The organism is Ideonella benzenivorans, from assembly GCF_020387415.1.
GTDB lineage: Bacteria > Pseudomonadota > Gammaproteobacteria > Burkholderiales > Burkholderiaceae_C > Ideonella > Ideonella benzenivorans.
In genome coordinates this window covers 134685-151395 of sequence record NZ_JAGWCB010000010.1, presented here as the reverse complement: position 1 = coordinate 151395, position 16711 = coordinate 134685, and the positions used below count along the sequence as shown (strand labels likewise).

The window sequence follows — 16711 nt, the reverse complement described above, 5'->3', positions numbered from 1 at the left end:
CACTCCTGTCCATCAACCTCCTTTTACGACCCAGGAGTCACGCCATGTCCATCAACCAAGTCCTCTACACCGCCCACGCCACCGCCACCGGCGGCCGCGAAGGTCAGGCCCGATCCTCTGACGGCGTGCTTGACCTGAAGCTGACCACGCCGAAGGCGCTGGGTGGCAACGGTGCCGTTGGCACCAACCCGGAGCAGCTGTTTGCCGCGGGCTACTCGGCCTGCTTCCTCGGTGCATTGAAGTTCGTCGCCGGCCAGGCGAAGGTCGCACTGCCGGCGGACACCCGCATCGACGGCCACGTGGGCATTGGCCAGATCCCGACCGGCTTTGGCATCGAGGTCGAGCTGGAGATTCACCTGCCGGGCCTGCCCCGTGACCGTGCCGAAGACCTGGTGCAGAAGGCGCACATCGTCTGCCCGTACTCGAACGCGACGCGCGGCAATATCGACGTGACGCTGACCGTGCAGGTCTGACCTCGCGCCGCCAGGGACCGCCGTCCGCACGCGCGGCGACGGTTCTTCCTTTCCCTTCATCCCCCGAGGCGCCGCATGGGCGGCGTCAACGGGCCAGCCATGGCCCGGAGCCATCACCATGAACCGTTTGAACACACTCATCACGACCGCCGCATTGGCGGCCTCCACCACCGCCGCGCTGGCCGCGAACGCCGGCGGCCCCTTGGTCGAAAGCCATGTGCAGGGCTTTCTCGAGGCGCTGGCCCAAGCGGGTGGGCCGCCGATCGAAACACTCGCACCGACCGCTGCACGCCAGGTGCTGACCGGCGCACAGCAGGGTGCCAAGCTGCCGCCGGCCCAGGTGACCGAGAAGACCATCGACTGGAACGGCCAGCCGTTGAAGCTGACCATCGTGCGTCCGGAGGGCGCCAAGGGCGCACTGCCGGGCTTCATGTTCTTCCACGGCGGCGGCTGGATTCTGGGCGACTTCCCGACGCATGAACGTTTTGTCCGTGACCTCGTGGTCGACTCGGGTCAGGAGGCGGTCTTTGTCCACTATGCGCCCTCGCCCGAAGCGCATTACCCGACCGCGATCCACCAGAACTACGCCGCGACGCAGTACGTGGATGCACACCGCCAGGAACTGGGGCTGGACGACAGCCCGCTGGCCGTGGTCGGCAACAGCGTGGGGGGCAATGCCGCCGCGGTGGTCGCTCTGAAGGCCAAGCTGGAACACGGCCCGAAGCTGCGCTCGCAAATCCTGTTCTGGCCCGTCACGAACGCGAGCTTCGAGAACGCGTCCTATGACCAGTACGCCAGCGGCTTCTTCCTCAGCAAGCGCATGATGAAGTGGTTCTGGGACGCCTATACCACCGATGCCAGGCAGCGCGCAGACATCCAGGCCTCGCCGCTGCTGGCCTCACCCGAACAGTTGAAGGGCCTGCCGCGGGCGCTGGTGCAGACCGCCGAGAACGACGTGCTGCGTGACGAGGGCGAAGCCTACGCACGCAAGCTCGACGCGGCGGGTGTCCCTGTGGTGTCCGTGCGCTACAACGGCATGATCCACGACTATGGCCTGCTCAATGCGCTGGCCGACGTGCCGGCCGTGCGCTCGGCCCTGCACCAGGCCAGCGAGGAACTCAAGCAAAGCTTGAATCGCTGAAGCAAACCGAGCTCTGCCAACGAACAAGCGGCCCGTTGGTCGCTTGTTTTTTGTCTTGGGCTGGGTGCCGCCGGCGGCGTTGCCAAGGCAATCGCCATCGACCACGCGCCGGTCCGGCGGCGACTGTCTGGCTGAAGCCGGCTGGTGTCCGCGAAAGCCGGGGCGGTTCAGCCGTTCGCAGCGCGGCTGCGTCGCAGGCTCTTTCATAATCGGGCATGTCCGAGCCGCCCCTCGCCGAATCCCCGCCTGCCGCCGTCCCTGTCTGGATCGTTGGCATCGGCGCTTCCGCAGGGGGGCTGGCGGCGCTGGAGCAGTTCCTGGCCCAGGTGCCACCCGCCAGCGGCCTGGCCTATGTGGTGGTGCAGCACCTGGACCCCACGCACAAGGGCATGCTCAGTGAGTTGCTGCAGCGCAGCACGGTCATGCCGGTGCGGGAAGTGCTGGTCGCGCAAAACATCGAGCCGGATGTCGTCTATGTGATCTCGCCCAACGCCGAGCTGAGGGTCAGCGGCAACCGCCTGTGTCCGACCCTGCCGTCTCAGCCGCGTGGCCGGCGCCTGCCTGTCGATGTGCTGTTCAGCTCCATGGCGCGCGAACGCGGCGCCCGGGCCGTCGGCGTCGTGCTCTCCGGCATGGGAGAAGACGGTACCCTGGGCCTGCAGGCCATCAAGACCCAGGGCGGCCTGACGCTGGCGCAGCAGCCTGAATCGGCGCAGTTCGACGCCATGCCCCGCAGCGCGATTGCCGCCGGCTGTGTCGACATCGTGGCCGCCCCCGGCGACATGCCTGCGCGCATCGTGGCCCTCGTTCGCGCGCAACCTCGTGCCGAACCCGCTGGCGCAGAAGCCGACGAAGAGGGCGTGGCGGCTGCCGACGCGGTGCCGCTGGCCGCCATCCTGGCCCTGGTGCACGAGCACACCCGCCACGACCTCACGTTCTACAAGTCGAACACGCTGCTGCGGCGCATCGCGCGCCGCATGGCGATCCACGGCCTGGCCAGCATGCCGGCCTACGAGGGCTTTCTGCGGCAGAACCCGCAGGAGATCGACCTGCTGTTCAACGAGGTGCTGATCGGCGTCACCGCCTTCTTCCGCGACCCACAGGTGTGGCAGGAACTCAAAGAGGCCGTGCTGCCCCCGCTGCTGGCCCAAAGAGGCGCCGACGACCGGCAGCTGCGCGCCTGGGTGGCCGGCTGTTCCACCGGGGAGGAGGCCTACTCGCTGGCGATGGTCTTCGCCGAAGTGATCGAGTCGCGGCCCGAGTTCAGCGACCTCAAGCTGCAGATCTTCGCCACCGACCTGAGTGCCGATGCGATCGCCTTTGCCCGGGCCGGGCACTACCCGGCCGCCATCGCACACGATGTCCCGCCGCAACGGCTGGCCCGCTTCTTCACCCAGCACGCCGGGGGCTACCTGATCGACCCGCGCATCCGCGAGACCGTGCTGTTCGCCCAGCACGACGTGATCCTGGATCCGCCCTTCACCCGGCTGGACCTGCTGTCCTGCCGCAACCTGATGATCTACTTCAGCGCGCCGCTCCAGCGCCGGCTGGTGGCGCTGTTCCACTACAGCCTGCGCCCCGGTGGCGTGCTGCTGCTGGGCGAGGCCGAGACCGTGGGCCGCTCCCAGGCGCTGTTCAAACCCTTGCTTCCAAAGTCGCGGATCTACGCGCGCAACCCGCGTGGGAGCGCGATCGGGGCGGCCCTGTTCCCCACCCACCGCCGACCCGTGGTCAAGACGGTCAACCAGGAGACGAGTCTGATCCACCCCTACACCCTTCCCGTCAACCTGCAGTCCCTGGCGGACCAGGTCGTGCTGCAGCTCTTCTCGCCCGCGGCCGTGCTGGTCAACGAGTCCGGCGACATCGTCTACATCAACGGCCGCACCGGCCGCTACCTTGAGCCGGCGGCCGGCAAGGCGAACTGGAACATCCATGTGATGGCCCGGCCCGGCATCCGGGCCCAGCTGTCGGTGGCCCTGCGCAGTGCCTTGCAGTCCCGCAGTCCGGTGGAGTTGCGGGGGCTCAAGATCGACGACGAAGACACCGTCATGGTCGACATCACCGTGCGGCCCCTGGCCCACCCCAAGGCGCTCGAAGGCATGGTGATGATCGCCTTCCGCGACGCCATGCCGGCGCCGACGGCACGCAGCCGCCGCGCCCGGGTCGCGCAAGGGGTGGATGCCGCGGTCAATGAAGAGCTGATCCGCTCGCGCGAGGAGATCCGCGCCCTGCGCCAGGAGATGCATGCCTCGCAGGAGGAATTGCAGGCGGCCAACGAGGAACTGCAGTCGACCAACGAAGAGCTGCAGTCGGCCAATGAGGAGCTGACCACCGCCAAGGAGGAGGCGCAGTCCATGAACGAGGAGCTGCAGACCATCAACGGCGAGCTGCAGGCCAAGCTCGACGACCTGGCGCTGGCGCAGAGCGACATGCAGAACCTGCTCAACAGCACGGACATCGCCACGCTGTTCCTGGACAACGGCTTGAACGTGCGCCGCTTCACCGAACAGATCACCCGCGTGATCCACCTGCGCGAGGGCGACATCGGGCGTCCGCTCAGTGAACTGGCCAGCACCCTGATCTACCCCGAGCTGTACGCCGACGTGAAGGAGACGCTGCGCACCCTGGCCTTCACGGAAAAGCAGATCGCGACCACCGATGGTCAGTGGTTTTCGGTGCGCATCATGCCGTACCGCACCCTGTCCAACGTGATCCAGGGCGCGGTGATCACCTTCGTCGACATCACCGCCGCCAAAGCGCTGGAGTCCCGTCTGCGCAAGGAGTAGAGTGGCTTGGAGCCGCCACGCGGCCGGAGCCGTTCCATGACAAAAATCGGATCCGCAACCCTGCCTGCGGCGGACCTTCGCCTGCGCGCCACGCTCCGCCGTGACCACACCGCCAGCCCCAAGGATTCGGCCAACATCGGGCGGGATGCCTTGGCCGTGCTCCACGAACTGGCCTCCACGCCGGAGAAGGCCTCTGACGCACTGGCCCTGCTGCACGAACTGCAGGTGCACCAGATTGAGCTGGACCTGCAGGCCGAGGCCTTGCGTGAGTCGCGTCAGGCCCTGGAACTGGCGCTCGAGCAGCAGGTCCAGCGCTACGACCACCAGCCGGTGGCCTGTTTCACCCTCGACCAGGATCTGCTCGTGCATGAGCTCAACCGGATGGCCGCCCGCGCGCTGGGCTTGGCCCAGGACGATGCCTGTGGCCAGGCGCTGGATGGCTTTCTGTCCCCGCAGGGGGGGCAGACGATGCATGCGCTGATCGCCGCCTGCCGTGATCGCGATCCGCCCGTGGCGGCGGCCACGCTGACGCTGCAACCCCGCAGCGGCGAGGCACGGGCCTTCAGGGTGTCCCTCAGCCCGCTGCCCGACGAGGCCTTGTTCCTGGCGACCTTCTGCGAAGAGCCCTTCGCCGATGTCGCCCGCCAGACGGGGGGGTGATTCCAGGGCCGGGCGTCTCAGCCGCCCGATGCGGCGAAGAACGCATGGCGGCATCGTTCCCGCTTGGCCCGGTACATGGCAGCGTCGGCGCGCTGCAGCAACTCGGCCACGCGGTGGCCGTCCTGCGGGCACAGGGCGATGCCGATGCTCGGGCGCACCGACAGGTTCAGTGCGCCGATCTGCATCGGGGCCGCCACCGCGGCGAACAGCTTGTCGGCCAGGTGGCCGATCTGCTCTCGGCTGGACAGACCATCGCACAGGCAGGCGAATTCATCTCCGCCCAGGCGGCTGACCATGTCGCCGGACCGGAGCAGGCGGCCCAGCCGGGCGCCGACGATCTGCAGCAACTCGTCACCCACATGGTGGCCATGGGCGTCGTTGATGGGCTTGAAGGCATCCAGATCCAGGAACAGCACGGCCAGCGTACCCGGATGGGTGTCACGCTGGGCCAGCACCTGTTCGAGCCGCTCGACGAAGAAGCGCCGGTTGGGCAGCTGGGTCAGGCTGTCATGCAGGGCCAGGTGACGGGCGTGCCGCTCCTCGTCGCGCGTGCCGGTCAGTTCCGCATGGATCCGGTCCAGAGTGGCCTGGGTTTCCAGGACATGCCGCTCCAGCTCCTGCGAGCGTGCCAGCTCCTGCATCAGCATCTGATACAGCTGGCCCATGGTCTGCACGCACGCCACCAACTCGGTGCGATGGCGTGAAGGGCTGGGGGCGATCGCCGTGCCGGTCCTGCGGGGGACCACCAGCCCCTCCAGCCGTGCGGTGACGGTGCCGAACAGGGCATCCAGGTGCTCTGGCGCCGACGGCCCCTTCACGCGGTTGGGGGCGCCCCGGCGAGAACCTCGCAGACCGTTGCGCCCCTGGACCGGATGGCTTTGCCACATGGTGTGCCCCATCGGCCGTCTCCCTCGTCAAAGTCAGCCTTGTGCGACCCTGGCCACAGAGGGCCTCATGACTTCTGTCGCGGAGGCGCCGCAGCCGCCCCTGTCGGGGGGGCAGGTGGTGGCGCCTTCTTGGGCTTCTTGGCTTCCTTGTTGCCGTGCTGCTGTGACTTGCTCATGGGGTCTCTCCGGCTGAACGGCAGGGCGGCTCCGAGAACCTCTGAGATCCGCCGCGCCGACCGATGCAGTATGGGCAGCCGGGGCGAGCGCGTTCTGTGCGCTAGCGAACGCAGGGGGGCAACAGCCGGTCGTATTCGCGCTTGACCACGGCATAGCACTCGCAGCTGCGTGCCTCCAGGCCGGGCCGGTCCAGCACGGTGATGTGTCCCCGCGCGTAGCGGATCAGGCCGGCCGCCTGCAGCTTCAAGGCAGCCTCGGTCACACCTTCGCGCCGCACGCCCAGCATGTTGGCGATCAGCTCCTGCGTCATCACCAGCTCGTTCCCTGGCAGACGGTCCAGGCTCAGCAGCAGCCAGCGGCAGAGCTGCTGGTCCAGCGAGTGGTGGCGGTTGCAGACGGCCGTCTGCGACATCTGCGTGATCAAGGCCTGGGTGTAGCGCAGCATCAGGTGCATCACCGGCCCCGCCCGCTCGAACTCCTCCTTGAGCAGCTGCGCGCCCAGGCGAAGGCCCTGACCCGCGCTCTGCACCACACCACGGCTCGGGGTGGTGTCGCCCCCCATGAACAGCGAGATGCCCACCAGACCTTCGTTGCCGACCATGGCGATCTCGGCCGAGGCCCCGGTCTCTGTCACATAAAGAATGGAGACGATGGCCGTGGTCGGGAAGTACACGTGGCTCAGGCTGCGCCCGGGCTCGTAGAGCACCAGCCCCAGGGGCAGCTCAACCAGCTCCAGGTGCGGCAACCAGCGCGCCCTTTCTTCCGGGGCCAGGCGCGAGAGCAGGTGGTTTTGCTCGCAGGCGAGGACGAGAGCCATGGGCGTTCTCCGGGATACCTACCGTTGTGACGCACCGACGGAGCACTCCGCCCATGAAAGGGGCATGCGCACTCCTGCGGCTCACTATACGCGCCATCTGCGTGCGGCAGCGCACAGATGGCACGGCAGGCAGCGCCTATCGTGACCCGCAGTGGGTGCCGGCCGGGCAGGGCCTTGCGGCTCCCGTTCTCTTTCCTATTTCCGTGTGGCGGCAGCGCCAGGCGGGCGGAGTTGATCATGAACCACCAGGCCACCTCCGGAATGCACTGGCTCACCTCTTCCTTTGGCGACAGCGCCGAGGCATCACCGCGCGAGATCAGCGAGCTCGGCGAGCATCTGGCAGGCTGCCGGCACACAGGCAGGCGCCTGTTCACGCTGCGCCACGGCGCCGGGGTGCTGGGTGGCTTCATGCTGGCGCGCATCGTCACCAGCGCGCTGGTGCTGGTGCTGCTGCTGGCGGCCCTGCTGTCCGTCCTCTGACGCATGCCTGCTGCCGATCTGGTACGCCTGCTCCCCGATGTCCCGCCGATGCTGGCCCAGCTGCTGGACGCCAGCGCCGGGCCCCTGCAACCCCCGATCCGTTCGGAGGTCTTCGGACCGGAGCGCTTTGCACAGCATGGCCGCAGCCTGGGGCTGACGCACCGGGCCGCCCGCGCCAGCTGGCGTCAGGCTGGCTTCTACCCGCGTCTGCGCAGCAACATCGAGATGCTGCGAACAGCCCAGCGCTACCTCGGAGCGCAGGCCGCCAGTGGGCACGATGTCAGCCCGGCCGCCGAGTGGTTGCTCGACAACTTCCACCTGATCGAGGCCCAGCTCCGAGAAGTCCGTGACGGCCTGACCCGGCGCTACTTCCACAGCCTGCCGGTGCTGCTCGACGAGCCGCTGGCCGGACTGCCTCGCATCTATGGGGTGGCTTGGGCTTTTGTGGCCCACACCGATGGCGCCTTCGACGAGGCTCTGCTGGCGCAGTTCCTGGTGGCCTACCAGGAAACCCGCGAGCTCGGGCTCAGCGAGATCTGGGCCCTGCCGACCACCTTGCGCGTGGTGCTGGTGGAGAACCTGCGCCGGCTGGCCGAGCGTGTGGCCACCCAGAAAGCCGCCTGTGAGCTGGCCGACCTGTGCTGCGACCGCCCGGAGCCCTGCACGGTCCCGACGCTGGGCGCGTTGCTGGCCCTGCTGACAGCGCGCGGCGTCGGACACATCTTCCTGGCCCAACTGGGCCTGCGCCTGCGCGACCGCCGTGAGCGCCACCTGGCCACGCTGGCCTGGCTTCAGGCCGTCACGTCCGACCTGCCCGCGGCCCTGGCCCAGTACAGCGCCGACCAGACGGCGGACAACCTCAGTGTCAGCAACGCTGTCACCTCGCTGCGTCTCATCGGCGAGGCCGACTGGCCCAACATCGTGGCGGCCAGCAGTGCTTTGATGGGCCTGATGCTGACCTCGCCGTTGTTCCGGGCCGAGCACACCACCACCCGCGACCAGACCTTGCACGCCATCGAGCGCCTGGCCCGGCGCAGCGGCCTGAGTGAGCTGACCGTGGGACATCGGCTGCGGGGGCTGATGCAGCGCGCGAGCGATCCCGGCAGTGCCGAGGCCGCTGCCAGCCACTGGTTGCAGGGCGCCGGCCATCCGGTCCTGCTGCGCAGTCTGGGTCTGGATGTGCGGCCCTTTCTGGTGTGGCGTGCTGCCCGCCGCCATCTGGCCTTGCCGCTGTACCTGGGGGCTCTGCTGTTGGGGAGCCTGGGGTTGATGGGCGGTCTGCTCTGGCATGCCGGGCTGGGGTTGGCCCACGCCCCCCTGTGGCTGACCCTGGGCGGGTCGGCCCTGCTGCTGCTGCCGGCTTCCGAGGCGGTGGTGGCTCTGGTCAACCGCATGATCAGCGAGTCGGTGCGGCCGCAGCATTTGCCGCGGCTGGCCCTGGTCGAAGGCATTCCCCCCGAGCACCGGGTGATGGTGGTGATCCCGGCCATGCTCAGCGATCCCCCGGCCATTGCCGCCCTGGCGCGGCGCCTGCTGCTGCATCATCTGGCCAATCCGGAGCGCCAGGCCCAGTTTGCCCTGGCCACCGACTGGACCGATGCTGACGGCCCGCAAGCCCCCGGCGACGAGGCCCTGCTGACCCAGGCCCGCGAGGCCGTGCGCGCCTTGAACGCCGAGCATGGCGGCACGCCCGATGGGGTGGCCCCCCGCTTCATCCTGCTGCAGCGCGAGCGGCGCTACTGCCACACCGAGCGGCGTTGGATCGGCTGGGAACGCAAGCGCGGCAAGCTTGAGCAGCTGATCGCCGCCCTGGCCACCGGCCACAGCGGTGCGTTTCTGGACCTGGGTCCGGATTCGCGCCTGGCCACCGGCATCCGCCACCTGCTCACGCTGGATGCCGACACGGCACTGCCCCCGGGCCGGCTGCGGGAACTGGTGGGCGTGGCCGCCCATCCGCACAACCAGCCGCAGCTGGACGCCCACGGCCGTGGCGTGCGGCGTGGCTACGCCATCCTGCAACCCCGGGTCGTCACACCGCTGCCGACCGCGCAGGAGCTGACGCACTTTCACCGCATCTTCTCGGGGCAGTGCGGCATCGACCCCTACAGCGCCGCCAGCTCCGAGGTCTACCAGGATCTGTTTGGCGAAGGCAGTTTCACCGGCAAGGGCCTGCTGAATGTGCAGGCCCTGCATCAGGTCCTGGGGGGGCGCTTGCCCACGGATCTGGTGCTCAGCCACGACCTGCTGGAAGGCGCCCTGACACGCTGCGCGGCGGTGACGGACCTGATGCTGGTCGAGGCCGCTCCCTTCCATGCCGACGTGGCCGCCGCCCGCATCCACCGCTGGACCCGCGGCGACTGGCAGCTGCTGCCCCTGCTGCTGCAGCCCCGGCGCTTCCCGCTGCGCGCCATCAACCGCTGGAAGCTGTTCGACAACCTGCGGCGCTCTCTGGTGGCACCGGCCTCGCTGCTGCTGCTGGGCCTGGCGCTCGGTGGGTGGCTGATCTCGCCCTGGGCGGCGCTGGGCCTGGTGTTTGTGGCCTTCACGGCCGGTCCGCTGGTGGGGGCGCTGGCAGGCTTCCTGCCCGGCCGCGGCGAGCTGGCACTGCGCCGCTTCTACCGCCTGGCCGGGGCCGACCTGGCGCGCGCCGGGCTGGGCGGTCTGTGGCATCTGGCCCAACTGGCCGAACAGGCCGCGATGGGCTGCGATGCCATCGGGCGTGCCCTCTACCGGATGTGCGTCAGCCACCGCCACCTGCTGCAGTGGACCACCGCGGCCAGTGCCCAGGCCGGGGCCCGCACCGACCTGGGCGCGCTGTGGCGCCAACACTGGCGAACACCTCTGCTGGCCCTGACGCTGGGCGCGCTGGCCTGGGCTGGCGCGGCACCCCACCTGGGCCTGGCCCTGGGGCTGTGCCTGCTCTGGGCCGCATCGCCGCTGTGGACCTGGTGGGGCAGCGTGCCCACGGTCGCTCGGCAGGCCGCGGCACTGCCGGCGCCCGCACAGGCTTACCTGCATGGGATGGCGCGCGACACCTGGCGCTTCTTCGAGCGCTGCGTTGGGCCCGAGGACCGGCACCTGCCGCCCGACAACCTGCAGGTGATGCCGGTGGAGCAACTGGCGCACCGCAGCTCGCCGACCAACATCGGCCTGTACCTGCTGAGCACGGCCTGTGCCCGTGAGTTCGGCTGGATCGGCACGCGGGAGTTGATCGACCGGCTGCAAGCCACGCTGGCCACTTTGCAGACCCTGGAGCGCCACCGCGGCCATTTCCTGAACTGGTACGACACCCAGAGCGGCCAGCCGCTGATGCCGCGCTACGTGTCCAGCGTCGACAGCGGCAACCTGTGCGGCCACCTGCTGGCCGTGGCCGAGGCCTGCCGCGCCCTGGCCGAGCACCCGCTGGACCCGCAGGCCCTGCAGGACGCGCTGGCGCGTGGACGGCAGCGGCTGCGCCCCCTGCTGGCACACCGCCATGGGCTGGATGCAGCACAGCGTGCCGCTCTGCAGCTGGGCCTGGCGGACCTGCGCGCCACGCGGCGCGCCATTGCACGGGACGCCGCCGAAGATGCCGCGGCCGCCCGCCTGGCCCTGCTCGCGCTGGCCCGGGACCTGGAGCAACTGGCGCTGCAGGCCGATTTCGGCTTTCTCTACCACCGCAAGCGCCATCTGCTGCATCTGGGGTTCCGGGTGGCCGAGCAGCAACTGGACGCGGGCCTCTATGACCTGCTGGCCTCGGAGGCTCGGCTGAGCAGCCTGCTGGCCATCGCGGGAGGTGGCGCACCTGTGCGTCATTGGACGGCGCTGGGGCGGCCGTTCTTCGTCCTGGGCTCGCAGGCAGGGCTGCGCTCATGGTCGGGATCGATGTTCGAGTACCTGCTGCCCAGCCTGACGCTCGTCGAGCCGCCGGGCAGCGCGCTGTACGAGGCCTGCCGGGTCGCGCTGACCGTGCAGCAGCGTTACACCCAACCCTTGGGCGTGCCGTGGGGTATCTCGGAGTCGGCCCACGCGGGCCGCGACCTCAGCCTGACCTACCAATACGCGCCGCAGGGCGTACCCCGGCTGGCGCTGCGCCGCACGCCGCCCGGCGAGTTGGTGATCGCTCCCTACGCCACGGCCCTGGCCGCCCAGATCGCGCCGGTGGCGGCCTGGCAGAACCTCGTGGCCCTGGAGGACCTGGGGGCGCGCGGCGCGTACGGCTTCTTCGATGCCCTGGACTTCACGCGGGCCCGGCAGAGTCTGGGTGAGGACTCCACGCCGGTGGCCACCTTCATGGCCCATCACCAGGGCATGAGCATCGTCGCCCTGGCGAACGTGCTGCTGGGCGGCGTGGCCCAGCGCTGGGGCATGGCCAATGTGCATGTCGAGGCCGTCAGCTCCCTGCTGCACGAGCGTGCCCCGCGCGAGATCTCGAACCTGCAGATCTCGCCCCCGCCGGCGTCGGCGCTGCTGCTCAGCCATCTCCCCAGCCTGATGCACGAGGTGTCGCCCGGGCTGGCGGCGGTGGAGCCCAGCCATCTGCTGTCCAACGGGCGGTACCGGGTGGCGCTGCGCGCCAATGGCGCTGGCTGGAGCCGCTGGGGCGATCAGGACTTGACCCGCTGGCGCGACGATGTGCTGCGCGATGCCCACGGCAGCTTCTTCTATCTGCGGCGGGGGCGCGACAAGGCGGTGGTCTCGCTGACCCAGCATCCGGCACCAGATGCCGCGGCCGAGTACCACAGCGTCTGGCACGCCGACCGGCTCTGCCTGAGCGCCCGCTGGCCGGATCTGCACAGCGAGATCACGGTCTGGGTCAGCCCCGAGGACGACATCGAGTTTCGCCTGGTCGAGTTGCAGAATCTCAGTGCGCATGCGCTGGAGCTGACGCTGATATCGGCCTTCGAGCCCACCCTCACGTCCGCACGCGCCGACGAGGCCCATCCGGCCTTCAGCCAGATGTTTCTGCGGGCCGAGGGGCTGCCTGCGCAGCAGGCGCTGCTGTTCGAGCGCAGGCCCCGGCTGGCGACCGAGACGGGGCTGCTGGCCGCGCACTTCCTGGCCCACAGCGAGCCCGTGGTGGGCGACCTCCAGGTGCAGACGGATCGGCAGCGATGGCTGGGGCGCAACCGGGCGCCGCATCTGCCGCAAGCCGAGCTGGAACCCCTGCAGGCCGGAGAGCTGGCCACCGGATTGGACCCTGTCTGCGTGCTGGCGGCGCGCTTGCGCATCGAGCCGCACGGCAAGGTCTCGCTGACCTTCGCGACGGCCGCCGCCGACCAAGCCTCGACCTTGCGTGCGGTGATCGACAAGTACCGTCAGCCCAGCCACACGGAGCGTGCCGCGCTGATGTCGGCCACGCTGGCGGGCATCCGTCTGACGGCCCTGGGCATCAGCCCGGACGCTTTCAGCGCTGCGCAGAAGCTCACCACGGCCTTGCTGCTGAGCCTGTCCCGACCCCAGATGGGCGATGTGGCGCGCCGTGCCGACGGTGCGGATGGCTTGTCTGCCACCGCCCTGACCGAGGCGGCCGTCTCAGGCTGGGACCGGCGCCTGCTGTGGCGCTTCGGCCTGTCAGGTGAGCGGCCCATCGTGCTGGTGAACATCGGGACGCCTTCAGGCCTGAACCTGGTGCGCGCGCTGGACCAGGCCTTGCGGTTGTGGGCCTGGGGTGGCGTGGGCTGCGACCTGGTGGTCATCAACGACCAGCCGGTCTCTTACCTGATGGACCTGCACCAAACGCTCTCGGCCCTGCGTGATCTTCATGCGGCCGACCTCGGAGTGTCCAGCAGTCCCGCCTGCACGGGTTTCCACGTGCTGCGTGCTGACACCCTGTTGGCCGCCGAGCTCAGCGCCTTGCAGCACCTCGCGCGTGTCCACTTCCACGCCGATGGCCGGCCCTTGTTGCAGCACGTTCAGGCCTGGACGGCGCGGCATGAGAGGGCCCTCGGGCAGCGACAGGTCATGGCCAGTACCGTGCTGCCCGCGCGTGTCGCGGCGGCCCAGGGTGTGTCCGCGGGGCATTTTGGCGCAGATGGCGTGGAGTTCAGTTTCGAGGTGAGCGCGGGTTGCCGTCCGCCGCGGCCCTGGATCAACGTGTTGGCCAATCCGGGCTTTGGCACGCTGGTCTCCGAGGCGGGGGGCGGCGGCAGCTGGGCGCTCAACAGCCAGTTGAACCAGCTCACGGCCTGGTCGAACGACCCGGTGGCGGACCCGCCCAGCGAGTGGTGGCTGCTGCAGGATCTGCACAGCCGCGACGTCTGGAGCGTGGCGCCCTCGGCCTGGGGCGCACCGGAAGCCGTCTACGCGATCCGCCATGGGCAGGGCTGCACGCACATCGCCCATCACCACGGAGACCTGGATATCACGGCTGATTGGTGCGTGGACGCCACGGTGGCCGTCAAGCAGGTGGTCATCCATGTGCACAACAAGGGCTCGCGCACGCGCCTGCTGCGTCTGGTCGGCATGGTCGAGTGGCTGATGGGGGCCAGCCGCCAGGACCGGGCCAGCGTGGACAGCGCGCTGCACAGCCAGCGCCTGCCGCAGAACGCCCGACTGACGGCGCTGCTGGCCACCCAATGCGAGGAGGCCCCGGGCCTGGGGCGAGGCACCGCCTTCCTCGCGCTCGCTGGCGGGACCCTCGGCGAGCAGCCCGATTGGAGTGCTGACCGCCGCGAGTTCTTCGATGCGCGCGGGCGCCTCGTGTTGCCCGACCACTTTGGCCAGGTGCAAGGCCCCGGCCTGGACCCCTGCGCCGCGCTGGCGGATACGTTGAGCTTGGCGCCCGGCGCGTCCGCGCAGCGTGTCTTTCTGCTTGGCTATGCCGCCAGCCCCGAGGCAGCGCGGCAACTGGCGCTGCGCGCTGCGGTGGTGGATGCCGACACACGCCGGACGCAGGTGCATGCTCACTGGGACACGCTGCTGGGCGCCACCCTGGTGAGCACGCCCGACCCGCTGTTCGACGCGCTGGTGAACCGCTGGCTGCTCTACCAGAGCGTCTCCAGCCGGCTGTGGGCCAAGGCGGGCTTCTACCAGGCCGGCGGCGCCACCGGCTTTCGGGACCAGCTGCAGGACACCCTGGCCCTGGCCTGGGCCGCACCGGCCCTGCTGCGTGAGCAGATCCTGCGCTGCGCGGCGCGCCAGTTCCCCGAGGGCGATGTGCAGCACTGGTGGCACGAGCCGGGCGGCGCCGGCGTGCGCACCCACTTCTCCGACGACCTGCTGTGGTTGCCGTACGCCTGCAGCCACTATCTGAACCGCTGCGGGGATGCCAGCCTGCTCGACGAGCCCGTGACCTTCATCGACGGCCCGCCGATTGCCGAGGGGGCCGATGACGTCTATGGCGTGCCAAGCGTCAGCAGCCTGTCGGCCAGTGTCTACGAACATGCGGCGCGGGCCATCGACCACAGCCTGCGCGTGGGGGGCCACGGCCTGCCGCTGATGGGCGGTGGCGACTGGAACGACGGCATGAACCGGGTCGGTCACCAAGGCCGCGGCGAATCGGTCTGGTTGGGTTGGTTTCTCTGCTGCGTGGTGGCCGACTTCGTACCGCTGGCGCGCTCACGCGGCGAGCTGGAGCGGGTGGAGCGCTGGACGCTGGCAGCGCAGGGCTGGAAGACCGCGCTGCTGGGCCCCGCCTGGGACGGGCAGTGGTTCAGACGGGCCTTTTTCGATGATGGGCAGGCACTGGGCTCAGCCCACAACGGCGAGGCCCGCATCGACCTGATCGCGCAGGCCTGGGCCGTGCTCTCCGGGGTGCCGCCGCTGGCGCAGCAGAAGCAGGCCATGGCTGCGGTGGAGGCGGCGCTGGTGGACCACGAAGCCGGTCTGATCCGCTTGCTGACCCCGCCTCTGGCACAGGCCGAGCCGAGCGCCGGCTACATCCAGGCCTATCCCCCCGGGGTGCGCGAGAACGGTGGCCAGTACACCCATGCCGGGGTCTGGGCCCTGATGGCGCAGGCCCGGCTGGCGCGCCAGACACCGGGGTCTGCCGAGGTCGCTGCACGGGTCTACCGAGACTTCTGCCTGCTGAGCCCGGCCCACCGCAGCCAGCACCCGCAGCAGGGCCAGGTCTACGGGCTGGAGCCCTACGCGGTGGCCGGCGATGTGTGCAGTGCGTCGCCCTACGTGGGCCGGGGGGGCTGGAGCTGGTACACCGGTGCCGCCGCCTGGCTGCACCGTGCCGCCATCGAGTCGATCTTCGGTCTTCAGCTGCAGGCTCAGGTGCTGCGCTTCTCGCCTTGCCTGCCCGCGCACTGGCTCCGTGCCGAGCTGGTGCTGCAACGCGAGGACCGCCGCATGCGCTTCATCTTCCTGCGTGGCACGCCGCAGCAGCTGCAAGCGGCGCGGGACAAGGAAGGGGCGCAGTGGCTGCGCCCCGACCAGTCCCTGGAATGGACCCGGCTGGGTCCAGAGAGCTGCTTCGTGATTCCCTTGCCGGATCAGCGCGGCGGGATCGCCGACGCATCCCTGGAGACCACGATCTCGACGCGACGGTTGAGTTGACGGCCCTGCATGCTGTCGTCCCTGGCCACCGGGTGGCTTTCACCGTAGCCTTGGGCCGTCACATGGTCGGCGCTGATGCCCTGGGCCAGCAGTGCGTTGCGGACAGCATCGGCTCGCAGACGTGAGAGCCGCAGGTTGGCGACCTCGCTGCCGACGTTGTCGGTGAAGCCCTCGACGAGCACCAGGCGCTCTGGATGGCGCTTCATGAAGTCCGCCAGCTTCTCGACGTCTCGCAGGCCCTCGGGCTTGATGATGGCCTGGTTGGTGTCGAACAGCAGGTCGCCGATGGTGATCACCAGCCCGCGCTCGGTCTGCCTGGCGTTCATGTCCCGAAGCTGGGCTTCCAGTTCGGCACTGCGGGCCTGACTGTCGCTGGCCTGCATGCGTGCCGCCTGGGCATCTGCCCGGGAGGCGTCGGCCTCCCGGGTGCGGGCCCCCAGCCGCTGCTGGTCACGCTGGGCGTTGGCCGTGATGACCGCCTGTTCGGCCGCCCGCTGCCGGGCCACCGCCTGGGCCAGGGCCGTCTGTTGCTTGGCCAGATAGGCCAGGTGGGTGACCTGGCCCGGTTCATCCCGGCGGGCGAAGGCCTCGTTGGCCAGGGACAGGGCCGTGTTGGCCTGGCTGAGCTCGGTGGTGGCGTACTGGCGTGTCTGTGGTGAATCCTGCGCGACGCGGTAGTCGCTGCGCGCCTGCTCGAGCAGCGGATTGCCCGGCGGTACGCTGCTGCATGCGGACAGGGTGGCGATGGTGGCCGAGGCAATCAGCCCCAGGGCGGTGAGACGGAAGCGAGGGAAGTGGGTCATGGC

General features: G+C 69.6%; 9 protein-coding genes. 6 read left to right on the top strand and 3 right to left on the bottom strand.

Annotated elements, in window-relative coordinates; genetic code table 11:
- Nucleotides 1-44 precede the first annotated feature (44 nt).
- The 4 genes from KGA65_RS09310 to KGA65_RS09295 all read left to right on the top strand — a co-directional run bounded on the left by KGA65_RS09310 (nucleotide 45) and on the right by KGA65_RS09295 (nucleotide 5060).
- Nucleotides 45-473 carry an organic hydroperoxide resistance protein gene (locus tag KGA65_RS09310; protein WP_225862869.1) on the top strand — a complete coding sequence of 143 codons (429 nt, stop codon included), beginning with the start codon at nucleotides 45-47 and terminating at the stop codon, nucleotides 471-473.
- A 118-nt stretch (nucleotides 474-591) separates the two neighbouring features.
- Nucleotides 592-1614 carry an alpha/beta hydrolase gene (locus KGA65_RS09305; protein WP_225862868.1) on the top strand — a complete coding sequence of 341 codons (1023 nt, stop codon included), beginning with the start codon at nucleotides 592-594 and terminating at the stop codon, nucleotides 1612-1614.
- Between the two features lie 215 nt (nucleotides 1615-1829).
- Complete coding sequence (locus KGA65_RS09300) at nucleotides 1830-4400, top strand: chemotaxis protein CheB (protein WP_225862867.1); 2571 nt, start codon at nucleotides 1830-1832, stop codon at nucleotides 4398-4400.
- A gap of 36 nt (nucleotides 4401-4436) precedes the next feature.
- Nucleotides 4437-5060 carry a PAS domain-containing protein gene (locus KGA65_RS09295; protein WP_225862866.1) on the top strand — a complete coding sequence of 208 codons (624 nt, stop codon included), beginning with the start codon at nucleotides 4437-4439 and terminating at the stop codon, nucleotides 5058-5060.
- A 17-nt stretch (nucleotides 5061-5077) separates the two neighbouring features.
- On the opposite strand, the gene KGA65_RS09290 is transcribed toward KGA65_RS09295, so the two are convergent.
- Nucleotides 5078-5878: a GGDEF domain-containing protein gene (locus KGA65_RS09290; protein WP_225862865.1), complete on the bottom strand. Its 801-nt coding sequence runs from the start codon at nucleotides 5876-5878 to the stop codon at nucleotides 5078-5080.
- Between the two features lie 346 nt (nucleotides 5879-6224).
- Nucleotides 6225-6941 carry a Crp/Fnr family transcriptional regulator gene (locus KGA65_RS09285; protein ID WP_225862864.1) on the bottom strand — a complete coding sequence of 239 codons (717 nt, stop codon included), beginning with the start codon at nucleotides 6939-6941 and terminating at the stop codon, nucleotides 6225-6227.
- Between the two features lie 237 nt (nucleotides 6942-7178).
- On the opposite strand from KGA65_RS09285, the gene KGA65_RS09280 reads away from it, so the two are divergent.
- Entirely contained in the window at nucleotides 7179-7421 is a 243-nt protein-coding gene (locus KGA65_RS09280) for a hypothetical protein (RefSeq protein ID WP_225862863.1), read from the top strand.
- 3 nt (nucleotides 7422-7424) lie between these two features.
- The gene (locus KGA65_RS09275) at nucleotides 7425-15905 is read left to right on the top strand and encodes a glycoside hydrolase family 94 protein (protein WP_225862862.1); all 8481 of its coding nucleotides are present in this window, start codon (nucleotides 7425-7427) and stop codon (nucleotides 15903-15905) included.
- On the opposite strand, the gene KGA65_RS09270 is transcribed toward KGA65_RS09275, so the two are convergent.
- A complete protein-coding gene (locus tag KGA65_RS09270; RefSeq protein ID WP_225862861.1) occupies nucleotides 15842-16708 on the bottom strand; it encodes an OmpA family protein in 867 nt (288 codons plus the stop codon). The two genes, KGA65_RS09275 and KGA65_RS09270, sit on opposite strands and share 64 nt — an antisense overlap.
- Nucleotides 16709-16711 lie beyond the last annotated feature (3 nt).